This window comes from Micromonospora sediminicola (assembly GCF_900089585.1).
Lineage (GTDB): Bacteria > Actinomycetota > Actinomycetes > Mycobacteriales > Micromonosporaceae > Micromonospora > Micromonospora sediminicola.
Genome location: NZ_FLRH01000003.1, coordinates 23092 through 39082, shown reverse-complemented (window position 1 = coordinate 39082; position 15991 = coordinate 23092). Strand labels below are relative to the sequence as shown.

At 73.1% G+C, this 15991-nt stretch carries 14 protein-coding genes, 1 pseudogene and 1 riboswitch; of the genes and pseudogenes, 9 read left to right on the top strand and 6 right to left on the bottom strand.

The window, feature by feature from the left end; all coding sequences use genetic code 11:
* Positions 1-50: 50 nt before the first annotated feature.
* Positions 51-1664 carry a C40 family peptidase gene (locus tag GA0070622_RS00535; protein ID WP_176710397.1) on the bottom strand — a complete coding sequence of 538 codons (1614 nt, stop codon included), beginning with the start codon at positions 1662-1664 and terminating at the stop codon, positions 51-53.
* Between the two features lie 229 nt (positions 1665-1893).
* On the opposite strand from GA0070622_RS00535, the gene mqnE reads away from it, so the two are divergent.
* The 4 genes from mqnE (at position 1894) to GA0070622_RS00515 (ending at position 4347) form a co-directional block, all read left to right on the top strand.
* Positions 1894-3063, top strand: a complete 1170-nt coding sequence (gene mqnE / locus GA0070622_RS00530) for an aminofutalosine synthase MqnE (RefSeq protein ID WP_091565229.1) — start codon at positions 1894-1896, stop codon at positions 3061-3063.
* A 7-nt stretch (positions 3064-3070) separates the two neighbouring features.
* The gene (locus GA0070622_RS00525) at positions 3071-3499 is read left to right on the top strand and encodes a hypothetical protein (protein ID WP_091565226.1); all 429 of its coding nucleotides are present in this window, start codon (positions 3071-3073) and stop codon (positions 3497-3499) included.
* A gap of 27 nt (positions 3500-3526) precedes the next feature.
* Positions 3527-3805 carry a DUF4229 domain-containing protein gene (locus tag GA0070622_RS00520; protein WP_091565222.1) on the top strand — a complete coding sequence of 93 codons (279 nt, stop codon included), beginning with the start codon at positions 3527-3529 and terminating at the stop codon, positions 3803-3805.
* A 62-nt stretch (positions 3806-3867) separates the two neighbouring features.
* A complete protein-coding gene (locus GA0070622_RS00515) occupies positions 3868-4347 on the top strand; it encodes a hypothetical protein (protein WP_091565217.1) in 480 nt (159 codons plus the stop codon).
* 51 nt (positions 4348-4398) lie between these two features.
* Here GA0070622_RS00515 and GA0070622_RS00510 read toward each other — a convergent pair whose 3' ends face one another.
* A complete protein-coding gene (locus GA0070622_RS00510) occupies positions 4399-5739 on the bottom strand; it encodes a C39 family peptidase (RefSeq protein ID WP_091565215.1) in 1341 nt (446 codons plus the stop codon).
* A gap of 205 nt (positions 5740-5944) precedes the next feature.
* Here GA0070622_RS00510 and GA0070622_RS00505 point away from each other — a divergent pair.
* From GA0070622_RS00505 to GA0070622_RS00490, 4 genes and pseudogenes are all read left to right on the top strand, one after another.
* A pseudogene (locus tag GA0070622_RS00505) lies at positions 5945-7255 on the top strand (M14 family metallopeptidase); the annotation flags it as partial.
* Between the two features lie 120 nt (positions 7256-7375).
* Positions 7376-7469, top strand: a riboswitch (cobalamin riboswitch).
* Positions 7470-7576: 107 nt separating this feature from the next.
* Entirely contained in the window at positions 7577-8509 is a 933-nt protein-coding gene (locus GA0070622_RS00500) for an ABC transporter substrate-binding protein (RefSeq protein ID WP_091565211.1), read from the top strand.
* A 68-nt stretch (positions 8510-8577) separates the two neighbouring features.
* Positions 8578-9675, top strand: coding sequence for a FecCD family ABC transporter permease (locus GA0070622_RS00495; RefSeq protein ID WP_091576675.1), 1098 nt, complete (start codon positions 8578-8580; stop codon positions 9673-9675).
* The gene (locus GA0070622_RS00490) at positions 9672-10493 is read left to right on the top strand and encodes an ABC transporter ATP-binding protein (RefSeq protein WP_091565208.1); all 822 of its coding nucleotides are present in this window, start codon (positions 9672-9674) and stop codon (positions 10491-10493) included. The genes GA0070622_RS00495 and GA0070622_RS00490 overlap by 4 nt, the downstream gene beginning before the upstream one ends.
* A 92-nt stretch (positions 10494-10585) precedes the next feature.
* Here GA0070622_RS00490 and GA0070622_RS00485 read toward each other — a convergent pair whose 3' ends face one another.
* The 3 genes from GA0070622_RS00485 to GA0070622_RS00475 are packed head-to-tail and all read right to left on the bottom strand — an operon-like array spanning position 10586 to position 13075.
* A complete protein-coding gene (locus tag GA0070622_RS00485; RefSeq protein WP_425412750.1) occupies positions 10586-11392 on the bottom strand; it encodes a VOC family protein in 807 nt (268 codons plus the stop codon).
* Between the two features lie 45 nt (positions 11393-11437).
* On the bottom strand, positions 11438-12175 hold the full coding sequence (locus GA0070622_RS00480; protein ID WP_091565198.1) for an ABC transporter permease: 738 nt from the start codon (positions 12173-12175) through the stop codon (positions 11438-11440).
* A 9-nt stretch (positions 12176-12184) separates the two neighbouring features.
* Positions 12185-13075, bottom strand: coding sequence for an ABC transporter ATP-binding protein (locus tag GA0070622_RS00475; protein ID WP_091565194.1), 891 nt, complete (start codon positions 13073-13075; stop codon positions 12185-12187).
* 137 nt (positions 13076-13212) lie between these two features.
* On the opposite strand from GA0070622_RS00475, the gene GA0070622_RS00470 reads away from it, so the two are divergent.
* Positions 13213-13815: a hypothetical protein gene (locus GA0070622_RS00470; protein ID WP_091565190.1), complete on the top strand. Its 603-nt coding sequence runs from the start codon at positions 13213-13215 to the stop codon at positions 13813-13815.
* A 21-nt stretch (positions 13816-13836) separates the two neighbouring features.
* Here GA0070622_RS00470 and GA0070622_RS00465 read toward each other — a convergent pair whose 3' ends face one another.
* A complete protein-coding gene (locus tag GA0070622_RS00465) occupies positions 13837-15882 on the bottom strand; it encodes a HelD family protein (RefSeq protein ID WP_091565187.1) in 2046 nt (681 codons plus the stop codon).
* Positions 15883-15991 lie beyond the last annotated feature (109 nt).

The following is a 15991-nucleotide window of genomic DNA, read 5'->3' as shown; positions in this document are numbered from 1 at the left end:
TCACCGTGCCATATTCCGGCCCGGGAGCACAGCCGGAGTGGACGGTTGGGTCAGTCGGCGCTGCTCGGGCTGGCGGATCCGCTGCCGGACGCGGTGCCCGACGGCGCGGCACTGCTCGTGCTCGGCTCCGCCGCGCTGCCGGTCGGCTCGGCCTCGGCGGTGCGGCTCGGCGTCGGGCTCGGCGAGTCGGACGGGCTGGCCGGCGGCGTGGTGCTGGTCGACGGCGTGGGCGACGGGCTGGAGGTGGTCGGCGTCGGCTTCGGTGTGTCGGTGGGCTTCGGCGAGCCGGTGGGCTTCGGCGTCGCCGTCTTCGTCGGCTTCGGCGTCGGGGTGGGCTTGGCCGGGGTGGTCGGCGCTGTCGGCACGGTCGGCGGCGGCACGGGGGTGGCCGGAGCGGGCACCGCGCCGACCACGCGGGTGGCGGCGTAGAGCCGGGACCAGCGGACCACCGAGATCTTGACGACGTCGCCGGTGCGCGGCGCCTCGACCATCTTGCCGTTGCCGATGTACATGGCGACGTGGTGGATGCTCGTCCAACTGCCGCTGGAGGCGAAGAAGAGCAGGTCGCCGGGGAGGAGGGCGTTCGGGTCGACGGTGCGGGCGCGGGTCGCGAAGTACTGGTCCCGGGAGACCCGGGGCAGGCCGCGGTAGCCGGCCGACTGGTAGGAGGCGAGCACCAGGCCGGAGCAGTCGAAGCGGTCCGGCCCCTCGGCCGCCCAGAGGTAGGGGTCACCGAGCTGGGCCAGCGCGAAGCGCACGGCGGCGAGCGCCCGCGGGTCGGCGACCATGCCGGCGATGCTCTGGTTGACCACGTACGAGTTGCCGAGCCGCTGCTCGGCCACGTCCTCGCGGCGCTCGATGTCCAGCAGCTTGGCGGCGTTGTCCCGGCGGAGCTTGAGCAGCGCCGCCTCCTGCTTGTGCAGATCCGTCTCGACCTTGGTGTATTCCGCGGTCTTCTCGGTGAGCCGCCGCTGGACCGCGTCGTGCGCCTCGCGGGCGACCTGCTCGGCGGTGGTGGCCCGGAGCAGCTCGCCGGTCACCGACGTGGTGGCCGCGCCCTCGGCCCGGTCGCCCCGGGTGATCCGCTGGAGGTTGGCGAACTCACGCAGGCTGCTGCCGAACTCGCCGGGCGGCAGCGCCGCGTCGGCCTTGACCGCGTCGGCGGCGGCGCTCTTGGCGTTGTCGCTGGCGCGCACGAGCGCGTCCTGCGCCTCCTTGAGCCGGCCGGCGGCGGCGGTCAGTTCGGTCTGCGCGGCGTCGCGCTCCCCCTTGACCCGCAGGAGGTTGTCGCCGAGCTGGGCGACGAGCGCGTCGACCTGGTTGATCTGCGCGATGAGCGGGCCGTCGGCGGGGTTGGTGACGCCGGTCGTGGTGCCCGGGAGGCCGGGCGTGCGGCCCGGGCCGGTGGCGCCGGGCAGGCCGGGAACGGCGCCGGGCTGGCCCGGAACCGCGCCGGGCGCGGTGGGCAACTGGAGCGTGCCGGTGACCTGAGGCCGGGAGCCGGTGCTGGGCACGGTGTCGGGGAGCGGGTCGGCCCAGGCGGGGGTGGCGAGCGCCGCGGCCGCGACCGCCCCCAGGAGGGCGGACCAGAGCGCCGGGCGCAGGACCGGTGAGATCACCGGCTGCCGACCTCGTCGCCGTCGGGCCTTGGTGCTGTCGACCATTCCGCTCCCCGTCCGGTCTGGTGCGCGCCACGCGTCGTGGGCGTGTTGGGACAGGACGGCCCCGGTGTGTGTTCCGCCCCACCCTGTCTTACCTCACCGACGCAGCGATGTCGATGTGCGGAGGGTGACGGGAGGTGAACCGGGTCGCTGCCGCCGACCGCGTGGGCGGTCCGTCCGACCCGCGACGTACGCTCGATCGGTACCCCAGGTGGAAGGACGTGGCTTTCGGATGGACGCCGGACTCAAGCGCGAGCTCGAAGCGAAGGTCTACGCGGGGGAGCGCCTGACCCGCGAGGACGGCATCGCCCTCTACGAGAGCGACGACCTGACCTGGCTGGGCCGGCTCGCCCACCACAGGCGTACGGAGCTCAACGGCGACCGGGTGATGTTCAACGTCAACCGTCACCTCAACCTGACCAACGTCTGCTCCGCGTCGTGCGCATACTGCTCGTTCCAGCGAAAGCCGGGCGAGAAGGACGCCTACACGATGCGGATCGACGAGGCGGTGCGCAAGGCCAAGGAGATGGAGGACGAGCAGCTCACCGAGCTGCACATCGTCAACGGCCTGCACCCGACGCTGCCCTGGCGTTACTACCCCAAGGTGCTGAGCGAGCTGAAGGCCGCGCTGCCGAAGGTCAACCTCAAGGCGTTCACCGCGACCGAGGTGCAGTGGTTCGAGAAGATCAGCGGGCTCACCGCCGACGCGATCCTCGACGAGCTGATGGAGGCCGGCCTGGAGTCGCTCACCGGCGGCGGCGCGGAGATCTTCGACTGGGAGGTCCGGCAGCACATCGTCGACCACGCCTGCCACTGGGAGGACTGGTCGCGGATCCACCGGCTCGCCCACTCCAAGGGCATGAAGACCCCGTCGACGATGCTCTACGGCCACATCGAGGAGCCCCGGCACCGGGTCGACCACGTGCTGCGGCTGCGGGAGCTGCAGGACGAGACCGGCGGCTTCCAGGTCTTCATCCCGCTGCGCTACCAGCACGACTTCGTCGACTCGGCGGACGGCAAGATCCGCAACCGGATCCAGGCCAGCACCACGATGGCCTCGCCGGCCGAGTCGCTCAAGACCTTCGCGGTCTCCCGGCTGCTGTTCGACAACGTCCCGCACGTGAAGTGCTTCTGGGTCATGCACGGGCTCTCGGTGGCCCAGCTCTCGCTCAACTTCGGCGTGGACGACCTGGACGGCTCGGTCGTCGAATACAAGATCACCCACGACGCCGACTCGTACGGCACGCCGAACACCATGCACCGGGACGACCTGCTCCACCTGATCTGGGACGCCGGCTTCCGGCCGGTGGAGCGGAACACCCGCTACGAGACCGTCCGCGAGTACGACGCCGCGCCGTCGATGGCCGAGCGTCGCTCCGAGCCGCAGCAGGTCTGGGCCTGACCCGGCGATGAGCACGCGGGAGCAGCAGCGCGCGTTTCCCCGGCGGGACGCCGAGGGGCGCATCCTCACCCTCGGCGACCTGCTCGGGGTGACCCTCGCCGGCCTGGTGATCGGGCTGCTGGCGTTGCTGCTCTTCGAGTGGGCGTTCGCCACCCTGGGCGCCGGCGGTTTCGGGCGCACCAACGGGTGGCTGGCGGTGATCCTGCCGCTCTGGCTGTTCTGGGACGACTTCCGGGCGTGGGAGTTCGGCGCGGCCCGGGTGCTGGCCGCGCTGGTCGGCATCGCGGTCGGCGTCGTCGCCGGTCTGCTGGTGGCCGGGCTGGCCGCCGGCCTGCCGGCGCTGTTCACCGGCGCGCTGGCCGCGGCGGTGTTCACCGTGGTCTACGCGGTCATCTGGTTTCATGGCGTGCACTGGTTGGCCCGGCGGACGGGCTGAGGCGCGGAGAGAGTGGGAATTGCGGGCATGAGCGCGGCGGTCAAGTACACGCTGGGCCGGATCGGGCTGTTCGTCGCCGTGCTGGCAGCCCTCTGGTTCGTCGACATGAACATGTTCCTGCGGCTGATGCTGGCGTTGGTGTTCTCCGCCGCGCTGTCGTTCTTCCTGCTCAAGGGCTGGCGGGACCAGATGGCCGGGGAGATGGCCGACGCGTCGGAGCGTCGCCGCGCGGAGAAGGACCGGCTGCGGTCCGCGCTCGCCGGTGACGACCAGGCCGGGCCGGAGGGCGAGCGCCGGGACGGCTGACGCGCCGCCCGCCCGGAAAACGGGGCAGCGGCTGCCCGACCCGGCCGCTAGGGTCAGCCGCCGTGAGTTTCCTGAACAAGATCGACGGATGGCGGACCAAGGTGTTCGTCTGGATCGGCCTGCCGGTGATCGCCGGCATCGGGCTGATGATGGGTGCCACCGACCTCCTGCCCACCTGGCAGGCGCACAACGGTGGCGGCACGGCGGGCACGTTCACCGCCGTGTACGAGGACTGCGGCCGGCGCAACTGCGAGTGGCGCGGCACCTTCGCCGCCGACCAGGGTGACGACCGGCGCGCCGACGTCATCCTTTACGACGCCCCGGACGGCCTCGCCGTGGGCGGCACCGCCCCGGCGCGGGACACCGGCGCCCGGGCCGGCGTCTTCTCCACCACCGGCGGGTCGACGTACCTGCTGGTCACCGGGTTGACCCTGGCGGGCGTCGCCGCGCTGGTGGCGTGGGTGGTGATCATCTTCCGGGCGGTGCGCAACCGCCGCGCCAAGCCCGAGGGCGAGCCCGTCTCGTTCGCCCCGTCCCTCTGATCGCGACGCACCGGGGCCCGGCGCGGGGAACGCGCCGGGCCCCGGTCCGGATCACCAGTTGGTCGAGCCCGGGACCGCCGGCCACGGCCGGTCTGTCGGCTTGATCAGGTACGCGATGCCGCCGGAGCCGGAGGCCACCGTGCCGTTGGCCCGGTAGCGCTTGGTGCGCAGCCAGATCTGCTCGAACTGCTCGCGCTGGTAGACGTTGCGGACCGCCTCGTTGGAGGAGGACGCGGGGTCGTTGACGATCACGTCACCGTCGGCGGTGAAACCGACGATCACGAACAGGTGCCCGGAGGTGCCGTAGTTGGCCCCGTCCAGCTCGCTGGCGAGGAACGACTGCGAGGTGACCACCGGGATGCCGGCCTTGATGAAGCGCTCGGCCTCGTCCAGCGAGTGCAGCCGGGTGACCCGCGCCTCCAGGCCGGGGAAGCCGGCCGCGTACGCGGTGTTGAACGGCCAGTTGCCGGCGCCCTCGTACTCGTGGTCGTAGGTCATCCGGGCGGCGTGGTCGACGGTCGGGTCGGGGTAGGAGGGGTCGACCCAGGAGGTGTCCTCGGCGGAGGGCTTGCGACCCCAGTACTCGACCACCATCTCCGTCGAGGTGGGCGAGCACCACGCCTCACCGCCGCCGTCGTACTCCGGGTACTCGCCGATGTGGACGTTCTGCGAGTAGCGCGGCACGGCCAGCTCGGTGCCCCAGGCGATGCCGCCCCGGCTCGGGGTGACGGTGAACCGGTCCGGCACGTTCGAGGCCATCGCGCCGACCATCCGGACCTGCGGCGCGGCGGCCTGCCCCGGCGCGCGGTAGAGGGTCAGCCGGAGCTGGTACGAGCGCAGCAGCACCCCGGCCGCAGCGTCGTCGATCGAGAACGTGTCGGTCCAGATGCTCGACCAGGGGTCACCCTGGCCGTCCAGCGTGGCGCGTTTGATGTCCTGGTCGCCGGAGGCCCAGCGGCCCATGACGTACCACGGGGTCTGCGCGCCGGTGTTGTAGGTGCCGTGCAGCTCGACCTGGATCCAGGTGCCGGCCGGGGTGCTGGCGTTCCACGACGCGACCAGTTCGGTGGCGTCGAACCCGATCCGCCGCTCGGGCGAGGTCCAGGTGGCGTACTCCCAGGTCCGGGTCGTGCCGGTGTGTTCGTCGGTGAACTCGGTCGTGCCGGCGGGCCGGGCGATGGTCAGCGCGGGGTGGCGGCCCGGGACGGCCCGGGTGCCCTGGTGGGAACCGCCGCGCCAGTCGGAGTAGCGGGAGAACTCCTGGAACGTGATCTGTTCGTCGTGGGTGACACCCGGCCGGTGGCCGTGCGCCTGGGCGGGCGCGGTGGTGCCGAGGAGAGTGAGCGCGGTGAGGCCGGCGAGGGCGACCGCGCGCAGGGGTCTTCCGAACATGGCAGCTCCACAGGGAAACGGCATCGTTGCCGTTCACTGTCGCGCTTGGCGGGAAGTTTCGCCAGATGTTCAGGCATGGAAAATCATTGCCGGCGTGACGATCCGGTCGGGATGCCCCCACAGAAAGACAGATGTTGATATGACCATGTGACTCCTGGTGAAGTGTGCGGACAACGGGATCTCCCGTACCCCCAGGAGGTTGTCGATGGCCTTCCGCACATCCCCGCTCCGCCGCCGGCTGGCGCTCGCCGCCGCCGTCGGCCTGACCCTCGTCACCGCGGCCGCCGGACCGGCCGCCGCCCGCCCGGCCCCGGAGCGGTCCGGTGAACCGGCCGCCGTCGCCTACCGGGTGCTCGGCCCGCGTACCGTCGCCGACCGCAGCGCGGTCGCCCGCACCGGCGCCGCGATCGACTACTCCGAGCACGGCGTGCTGCACGTCACGGCCACCAGCGCCGAGGCCGCCGCGATCACCCGGCTCGGCTTCCGGCTGGAGAAGGACGTCGCGCCGGCGCCGGCCGGCGGCGCGACCGCGTACGCCTTCCCGCCCGCCGACTCGAACTACCACGACTACGCCGAGCTGACCACGGTGGTGAACCAGGTGGTCGCCGACCACCCGAGCATCGCCCGCAAGCTCAGCATCGGCACCTCCTACCAGGGCCGGGACCTGATGGCGGTGAAGATCTCCGACAACGTCGGCACCGACGAGAGCGAACCGGAGATCCTGTTCAACGCCCAGCAGCACGCCCGCGAGCACCTGACCGTCGAGATGGCGATCTACCTGCTCAACCTGTTCACCGACAACTACGGCACCGACTCCCGGATCACCAACATCGTCAACTCCCGGGAGATCTGGATCGTCCCCACCGTCAACCCGGACGGCAGCGAGTACGACATCGCCACCGGCTCCTACCGCTCCTGGCGGAAGAACCGGCAGCCCAACAGCGGCTCCTCGTACGTCGGCACCGACCTGAACCGCAACTGGAGCTACCAGTGGGGCTGCTGCGGCGGCTCGTCCAGCTCGAAGTCGTCGGACACCTACCGCGGCCCGTCCGCCTTCTCCGCCCCGGAGACGGCGGCGCTGCGCAACTTCGTCAACGGCCGGGTCGTCGGCGGCGTGCAGCAGATCAAGGCGAACATCGACTTCCACACCTACTCGCAGCTGGTGCTCTGGCCGTACGGCTACACGTACAGCAACACCGCCACCGGGATGAACGCCGACCAGTACAACACCTTCGCCACCATCGGTCGGCAGATGGCGGCGACCAACGGCTACACCCCGGAGCAGTCCAGCGACCTCTACATCGCCGACGGCACCAGCATCGACTGGATGTGGGGCGCCCACAAGATCTGGGCGTACACCTTCGAGATGTACCCCGGCTCGGCCTCCGGCGGCGGCTTCTACCCGCCCGACGAGGTGATCCCGGCGCAGACCTCGCGCAACCGCGAGGCCGTGCTGCTGCTGTCCGAGTACGCCGACTGCCCGTACCGGGCGATCAACAAGCAGAGCCAGTACTGCTGACCTCACCACCGGGTGGGGACCCCGGTTCCACCCCCGCCGGGGTCCCCACCCACCCCGCCCGTCCGGACGATCTCCGCTGCTCGTGCGCTACCGTGGCACCGACCGTGCCACAGCGAAGCCGGTGCGAAACCGGCGCTGTCCCGCAACTGTGATGCCCCGTACGCGCGGCGTCGGCCTCCCGCCGGCGCCGACGGACGTGGGACGAGCCAGGTCGCCTGCGGCCCGGTCGCGACACGCGCTCTCGAGGAAGGGCGCCTCGCGGACGGGCCTTTCCTCCTGTCGGCGAAGCACCACGCTCCTCGACCGACAGGAGGATCGATGTCCCGACGTACCCCCCGGCTCTTCGCCGCCGCGCTCGCGGCCGGCGCGCTGCTGCTCGCCGGCTGTGCCGAGAAGACCGCCACCGACACCCCCGCCGCCGGCGGCTCCGGTGGCGCCTTCCCGGTCAGCGTGGGCAACCTGACACTGGAGAAGCGACCCGAGAAGATCGTCTCACTCTCGCCGACCTCGACCGAGATGCTCTTCGCGATCGGCGCGGGCAAGCAGGTCACCGCCGTCGACGACCAGTCGAACTACCCGGCGGACGCGCCGAAGAGCGACCTCTCCGGCTACCAGCCCAACGCCGAGGCGATTGCCGGCAAGAACCCCGATCTCGTGGTGATCGCCAACGACACCAACAAGATCGCCAGCCAGCTCGTCGCGCTCAAGATCCCGGTGCTGCTCGCCCCGGCCGCGAGCACGCTCGACGACACGTACCGGCAGCTCACCGACCTGGGCAAGCTCACCGGCCACCCGGCCGAGGCGGACGCCGTGGTGCGCAAGATGAAGGACGACATCACCGCGCTCACCAAGGACCTGCCCAAGCGCGCCGAGAAGCTGACCTACTACCACGAGCTGGGTCCCGAGCTCTACAGCGCGACCAGCAAGACCTTCATCGGCACCATCTACGCGCTCGCCGGCCTGGAGAACATCGCCGACCCCGCCGACGCCGACGGGAAGAACGGCGGCTACCCGCAGCTGTCCCAGGAGGTCATCGTCAAGGCGAACCCCGACTTCGTCTTCCTCGCCGACACCAAGTGCTGCCAGCAGAACGCGGACACGGTCAAGGCGCGCAGCGGCTGGGGCGGCGTCACCGCCGTGAAGAACAACCAGATCGTGGCGCTGGACGACGACATCGCCTCGCGCTGGGGGCCCCGCGTGGTCGACCTGCTCAAGGCGATCGTCGACGCCACCGCCAAGGTCCCGGCCTGACCGTGGCCCTGCGACCGGTGGACGCCGTGCCGGCCGGGACGCCCGACGCGTCCCGGCCGGGCGGCCGGCTGCCCGGACCCCGCCGGGTCGGACCACGCTCCGGCGCGGCGGAGCTGCCGGCCCGGCCGGCCGGGCTGCGCAAGCGGTGGCTGCTCGCCGGCTTCGCCGCGGTCCTGGTCGCGCTCGTGGCCGGCGTCTCGCTCGGCCCGGTCAACCTGCCGCCCGGCAGCGTCGCGGCCGAACTGCTCAACCTGCTGCCCGGCGTGCACCTGGACAGCGGGCTCACCGAGCGGGAGGTCGCCATCGTCACCGAGCTGCGGCTGCCCCGGGTCGTGCTCGGCCTGCTCGTCGGCGCGCTGCTCGCCCTGGCCGGCGGCTGCTACCAGGGCGTCTTCCGCAACCCGCTGGCCGACCCGTACCTGCTCGGGGTGGCCGCCGGGGCCGGGTTCGCGGTCACCGTGGCGATCGTGCTCGGCGCCGGGGCCGGCGGCGCGCTGACCGGGTTGCCGGTCACCATCCCGCTCGCCGCGTTCGTCGGCTCGCTCGGCGCGGTCGTGCTGACGTACCTGCTCGGCGCGGCCGGCGGGCGGGACCGCTCACCGGCCGCCCTTATCCTCGCCGGGGTGGCGGTCTCGGCGTTCTTCTCCGCCGGGCAGACCTACCTGCTGCAACAGCACTCCGACACCATCCAGCAGGTCTACTCCTGGCTGCTCGGCCGGCTCGCCACCGCCGGCTGGCACGACGTACGGCTGGTGCTGCCCTACTTCGCGCTCACCGCAGTGGTGGTGCTGCTGCACCGGCGCGAGCTGGACGTGCTCTCCGTCGGCGACGACGAGGCCAGCAGCCTCGGGCTGCACCCGCAGCGCTCCCGCTACCTGCTGATCGCCGCCGCCTCGCTCGGCACCGCCGCCGCCGTGTCCGCGTCCGGCCTGATCGGCTTCGTCGGCATCATCGTGCCGCACACCGTCCGGCTGCTCGCCGGCGCCAGCCACCGGGTGATCCTGCCGCTGTCGATGCTCTTCGGCGGCGCGTTCCTGGCCCTGACCGACGTGGTCGCCCGCACCGCCGCCGCCCCCGCCGAGATCCCGATCGGCGTGGTCACCGCGGTGCTCGGCGGACCGTTCTTCGTCCTCATCCTGCGTACCGCCCGTCGGGTGGGGCAATGAGCGCGTGGAGTGAGCCGGGCTCGCGAGCCGGGGAGGCCGAGCCCGCCGCCGCGGTGCGGGTCCGGGACCTGCGGGTCGAGCTGGGCGGCAGCTCGATCCTGGCCGGCGTCGACCTGACTGTGGCGGTGGGCGAGTGGGTCACCGTCATCGGACCCAACGGCGCCGGCAAGTCCACCCTGCTGCGCGCCGTCGGCGGTCTGCTCACCGGCGCGGGCGAGGTCGCCCTCTTCGGTACGCCGATCCGCGCGCTGCGTCGCCGTGACCGGGCCCGGGTGGTGGCCACCGTGGCGCAGTCCCCGGTGGTGCCGGCCGGCATGTCGGTCTTCGACTACGTGCTGCTGGGGCGCACCCCGTACATCCCGCCGCTGGGCCGCGAGTCGGCCGCCGACCTCGCCGCCGTTCACGACGTGCTGGACGGGCTGGACCTGGGTGGATTCGGCCGACGTGAGCTGGCCACCCTCTCCGGCGGGGAGCGGCAGCGGGTCTTCCTGGCCCGGGCCCTGGCCCAGGGCGCCACGCTGCTGCTGCTCGACGAGCCGACCAGCGCGTTGGACATCGGGCACCAGCAGGAGGTGCTGGAGCTGGTCGACCAGCTCCGCCGCGAGCACGATCTGACCGTGCTCGCCACCATGCACGACCTCTCCATCGCCGGCGAGTACGCCGACCGGCTGGTGCTGCTCGCCGACGGTCGGGTGGCCGCCGCCGGCCCGCCCGAGGAGGTGCTCACGGAGCACCTCCTGGGCCTCCACTACCGCGCCCACGTCCGCGTCATCCCCGGCCCGCACGGGCCGCACGTGGTCCCGCTCCGCCGGCGGTAGAAGGAAGGGCCCCTTATTAACGCCTCCGGTAGAGGAGGGGCCCCTTATTAACGCCACCTGTTAAGAAGGGGCCCTTCCTTACACGGGGGCGGTCAGCGGAGGGTGGAGACGGAGAAGAGGGCGCCCTGGGGGTCGCGGAGGGCGGCGCTGCGGCCGGCCGGGTTGTCGCGGGGCGGGACGAGGATCGTGCCGCCCAGTTCGGTGGCCCGGGCCGCCGTGGCGTCGGCGTCCGCCACCGCGAAGTAGACCGTCCAGTACGCCGGCAGGTCGGCCGGCAGCGGCTCGGCCTGCGGCAGCATGCCGGCGACGATGCGGGCGCCGCAGCGCCACCCGACGTAGGCGACCGGCCCGGTCGGTCGCTCCTCGGGATGCCAGCCGAAGACCAGCGCGTAGAACTCCCGCGCGCCCTCCGGGTCGGGCGTGACCAGTTCGTTCCAGCACATGGCGCCGGGCACGTTGAACAGCTCCGCCCCGCGCATCGCCATCGGCTGCCAGACGCTGAACACCGCGCCCGCCGGGTCGGCGAGCACCGCCATCCGGCCCTGCCCGGCGACGTCGAACGGGGAGACCACCACCTGCCCGCCGGCCGCCTCGACCCGGGTGGCCACCAGGTCGGCGTCGTCGGTCGCCACGTACGTGGACCAGATCGGCACCTGGTCCGGCATCGCGGGCGGGCCGGCGCCGGCGACGGCCTTGCCGTCCTTGCGGAAGACCGTGTAGCCGCCGGCGTCCGGCTCGGTCGAGACCCGTCCGGTCCAGCCGAACAGCTGCGGGTAGAACCGTCTCGCGTCCTCCAGGCCGGGGGTGGCCAGGTCGGTCCAGCAGGGCGTGCCGGGCTCGACGCCGTTCACGGTTGCCCCTCTCGCCGGGGCGGCCCCCACTGGCCCGCCTGCCGGCATCGTGGCACCGTCGGATCGACCCTCGGGCCGGAACCGGACAAAAGGTCAGCTGAAGCGGCGACCCTCGTCCCGCCGGTAGGCCCAACCGGCCACCGCGGCGAGCGCCACCACCCAGACCACCAGCATCACCAGCGCCCGGGGATCGGGCTGCCAGTCGGTGACGGCCGCCCACATCAGCTCGACGGCGCCCCGGGTCGGCAGGTAGGGGGCGATCGCCTTGATGAAACCGGGTGCGTCGTCCGGCCCGGAGAGCAGGCCGCCGCCGAAGGCGAGCGGGAAGAAGACCACCTGTGCCACCACGATCGCCGCCTTGCTCGGCAGCGAGTAGCCGATCGAGAGGCCGAGCAGCGTGAACGGCACCGAGATCACGGCGACGGCGCCGAGCCCGAGCAGGAACTGCGGCGCGGTCACCCGGGCCGCGGTCGCCACCGCGGCGATCACCACCACCGGGACCATCGACAGGTACGTCAGCACCAGGCCGGCCAGGATCCGCCCGGCCAGCCGCGGTGCCGGCCCGGCCGGCAGGGTCCGGGTGTACGGGTTCCAGGGCTGGTCGCGATCCTCGGAGACACCCACGCCGTACTGGAAGATGTTGGCGGTCATCACGGCGAACGTGACCATGGCGGCGGTGGCGTAGCTGGCACCGGTGGGGTCGTCGCCGGCGAACGGCACCACGAAGAAGAGCATCGAGGCGGCGGGGAAGAACGCACTCCCCACCACGGCCACCGGGACCCGGAGGATCTCCATCAGCTGGTAGCGCGCGTGGACGAGGGCGAGCGGCACGGCGGTCTCCTAGACGGCGGGGGTGGGCGCGGGCCGGTCGTCGGCCGTGATGGCGAGGAACGCCTCCTCCAGCGAGGTGGGGCGGACCTCCAGGTCGCGGAACGCCACGCCGGCGGTGACCAGGTCCCGGACGAGTTGGTCGGCGTCGGCGGTGAGCAGGTGGACCCGGCCGTCGAGGCGTTCGGTTGCCACCACCCCGGGCAGCGCCGGCAGGTCGTCGGCGACCAGGCTGACCCGGCGCACGCCGACGATGCCGCGGACGGCCGTCACCGAGTCGTCGGCGAGCACCCGGCCGTGGCCGATCACCACCACCCGCTGCGCGAGCGCCTCCACCTCCTCCAGGTAGTGGCTGCTCAGCAGCACCGTGCCACCCTCGGCGTGGAAACCCCGGATCGCCTCCCAGAGCGCGTGCCGCGCCTCCACGTCCAACCCGGTGGTCGGCTCGTCCAGCACCACCAGTCGGGGCCGGCCGACGAACGCCAGCGCCACCGCCAACCGGCGCCGCTGGCCGCCGGAGAGACCGCCGGTCTGCCGGCGCACCTGGTCGCCGAGGCCGAACCGGTCGAGCAGCTCGCCCCGGGGCACCGGGTCGGGGAAGTGCGCGGAGACGAAGTCGACCACCTCGCCGACCCGCAACGTGCCGGGCAGGCCGGTCTCCTGCGGGGTCACCCCGAGCTGCCGTCGGCTCGCCGGGTCGCGGGGGTCGCCGCCGAACAGTGCGACCCGGCCGGCGGTGGGGCGGCGCAGCCCCACCAGCAGGTTGATCAGGGTGCTCTTGCCGGCGCCGTTCGGGCCGAGCAGGCCGACCAGCTCCCCGGACCGGACGGTCAGGTCGACCCGGTCCAGTGCCAGCACCTCGCCGTAGCGGCGGCTCACCTGTTCGGCGCGGGCCAGGATCATCGGGGGACTCCTCGGGCGGAGGGGAATGTGCCTCCTCTGTCTACCGTGCGCACGCCAGTCGCACCGCCCCGTGCCCGGGGGTGCGCGTCACCCGGTCCGGGCCCACGACCGCCACGGCCACGACCGATACTGAGCCGATGGACGAGACGGGATACCGCGACCGGATCGACCGGCTCGTCGAGCCGGGCGAGCGGGTGCTGGCCCACGCGACGGCGGGCGTCGCCAACGGCGCCCAGCCGCCCGTGCCACCGGACGCGGCTCCGCCGGAAGCGCCCGGCGGCCGGGTGCACGTCGGGGCGGTGCTGTTCAACCTGATCTCCCCGCTGATCGTCTGGGACCGGGGCGACCGGCTGGTGGACCGGGTGGTGTGGGGGGTCGCCGGACGCGGCGCGCCCGGTTCCGCCGCGTCCCGGCTGTGCCACGCGCTGAACCCGCCCAACCCGGAGCTGGCCGTCCGCGACGTCGTGTTGGCGGTCACCGGCCGGCGACTTCTCGCCTGTCTGAGCGGCCCGACGACGGTGCTGTCCAGCCGGGCCGACGACGCGCGGGCCGTGGCGCGGACCGCGGTCGTCTGGTCGGCGTCGCGCGCCGAGGTCGCCTCGGCCCGGGTGGGCTGGCACCGGCTCAACCCGAAGCGGCTGCGCGTCGACTTCACCGACGGCTCCTGGCTGGCCTTCACCGTGCCGATCGCCGAGTCGGGTCGCCCGCTGCGCGGGATCGCCGCCGCCCTCTCCGCCTGACCGGAGGGCGCGGCGTCCGGCTCAACCGGCCAGCGGCATGGGCAGCGGCTCGCGGTGCAGCACCGCCAGCCGGGAGACGGCCCGGGTCAGCACCACGTAGAGGCGGTGCAGGCCGCGCGGCTCGGCGGCCACGATCGCGGCCGGCTCGACGACCACGACGTGGTCGTACTCCAAGCCCTTCACCAGCGTCGCCGGGACCACGGTGACCCGCGCCGCGGCCTCGACGTCGTCGGCGGTCGCGGTCTCGACGCCCGCCTCGGCGAGGGCCGCGCGGAGAGTGTCCACTGTGGAGTCAGCAGCGATCACACCGACCGAGCCGTCGTGCGCGAGCGCCGCCCGCACCTCGGCCACCGTCGCGGCCGTCAGGTCCTCGGCGGTACGCACGTCGAGCGCGCCGTCGTGGCGCAGCGACCGGGCCGGGGGTACGTCGACGGCGAGCGCCGGCAGCAGCCGGTTCGCGAACGCCACCACGGCGGCCGGCACCCGGAAGCCCACGCTCAGCGGCACCACCGCGGCGTCCGGCTTGCCCAGGTGGGCCAGCGACTCCCGCCAGTCGGTCGCCGCCCACGGCGCGGTGCCCTGGGCCAGGTCGCCGAGGAGCGTGATGGAGCCGTGCTCGCTGCGCCGGGCGATGGCCCGGCACTGCATCGGGGAGAGGTCCTGCGCCTCGTCGACCACCACGTGACCGAAGCCGGCGGGCCGTTCCAGCAGCCCGGCCACCTCGTCGACGAGCACCGCGTCCGCGGCGGTCCACCGGGTCGCCTTCGCGGTCCGCGCCACCTTCCCGGAGCGGAACAGCTCCTGCTCCTCGGCGGTGAGCAGGCCGTCGGCGGCGGCGCCGAGCGCGTCGGCGTCGGTGCGCAGCCGGTGCAGCAGCCCCTCCGGGGTGAGCGCCGGCCAGACCGCGTCGAGCAGGTCGGTGACCGGCTTGATCCGGCTCATCCGGCGCAGCCAGGCGTCGCTCGGTGACTCCGCCCGGCGGGCCTCGGCCTGGCGTTGCAGCAGTCCCACCACCCGGGCCCGGACGCGCTCCCGGCCGACGGCGTAGGGCAGCCCCTCCTGCCGCGTCTCGGCGACCAGCCGGTGCAGCGGGTCGATCCCGATCCGCCAGCGGAACGAGCCGTCCGAGACCATGATCGGCTCGGTCGGCGTACCGATGTGGGCATCGACGGCGCGGCGCAGCACCTCGGCCATCCGGACGTCGTGCTTGAGCGTCGCGGCGGCCGGGTCGTCGACCGCGCGGACCGGCACCCGGGCGACCAGGTCCTCGACCGTGGCCTGCTCGACCTCGACCTCGCCCAGCGCGGGCAGCACCGACGCGATGTACGACAGGAACGCCCGGTTCGGCCCGACGATCAGCACACCCGAGCGGCGCAGCCGTTCCCGGTGCAGATAGAGCAGGTACGCGGCGCGGTGCAGCCCGACCGCCGTCTTGCCGGTGCCGGGAGCGCCCTGGACGCAGATCGAGTCGGCCAGGTCGGCCCGGACCAGCTCGTCCTGCTCGGGCTGAATGGTGGCGACGATGTCCCGCATCGGGCCGACGCGGGGGCGCTCGATCTCGGCGGTGAGGATGCGGCTGGCGGTGCCGAGTTCCTCACCCCGGTCCAGGTGCTCGTCCTCGAAGCTGGTCAGGACGCCGGCGCTGAACCCGAACCGGCGGCGTACCGCGACGCCCTGCGGGTCGCGGGCGCTGGCCCGGTAGAACGACCGGGAGACCGGGGCCCGCCAGTCCAGCACCAGCGGCTCGCCCCGCTCGTCGGTGACGTGCCGCCGCCCGACGTGGTAGTCCCGCCCGGCGTGGTCCGGGTCCGCCTCGCCGAAGTCGAGCCGCCCGAAGAAGAGCGGGGTGGTGGGGTCGTCGGCCAGTTCCTTGACCCGGCGGGCCATGTGCCGACCGAGCTGCTCGGCGGTGTAGGCGTCGCCGGCCACCTTGTCGCCGGTGGCGAAGAGCGCCTCGGCGCGTTCCCGCATCCGGCGTAACGCGGCGCGGGACGTGTCCAGGTGGGTGCGCTCGGCGGCAAGATCGGCGTCGAGGGTCGTGGCGTCTTCCAGGTCTGTTGCGGGCACTGTGAACTCCCAAGGCTCAACATGATGCTCGCTCGCGTGTCCGGGGCGGTTGGCCTGCTCCCGGCGCGGGGACGTCCGCTGCGGTGCGTGCTCACCGCGGCCGTCGGGC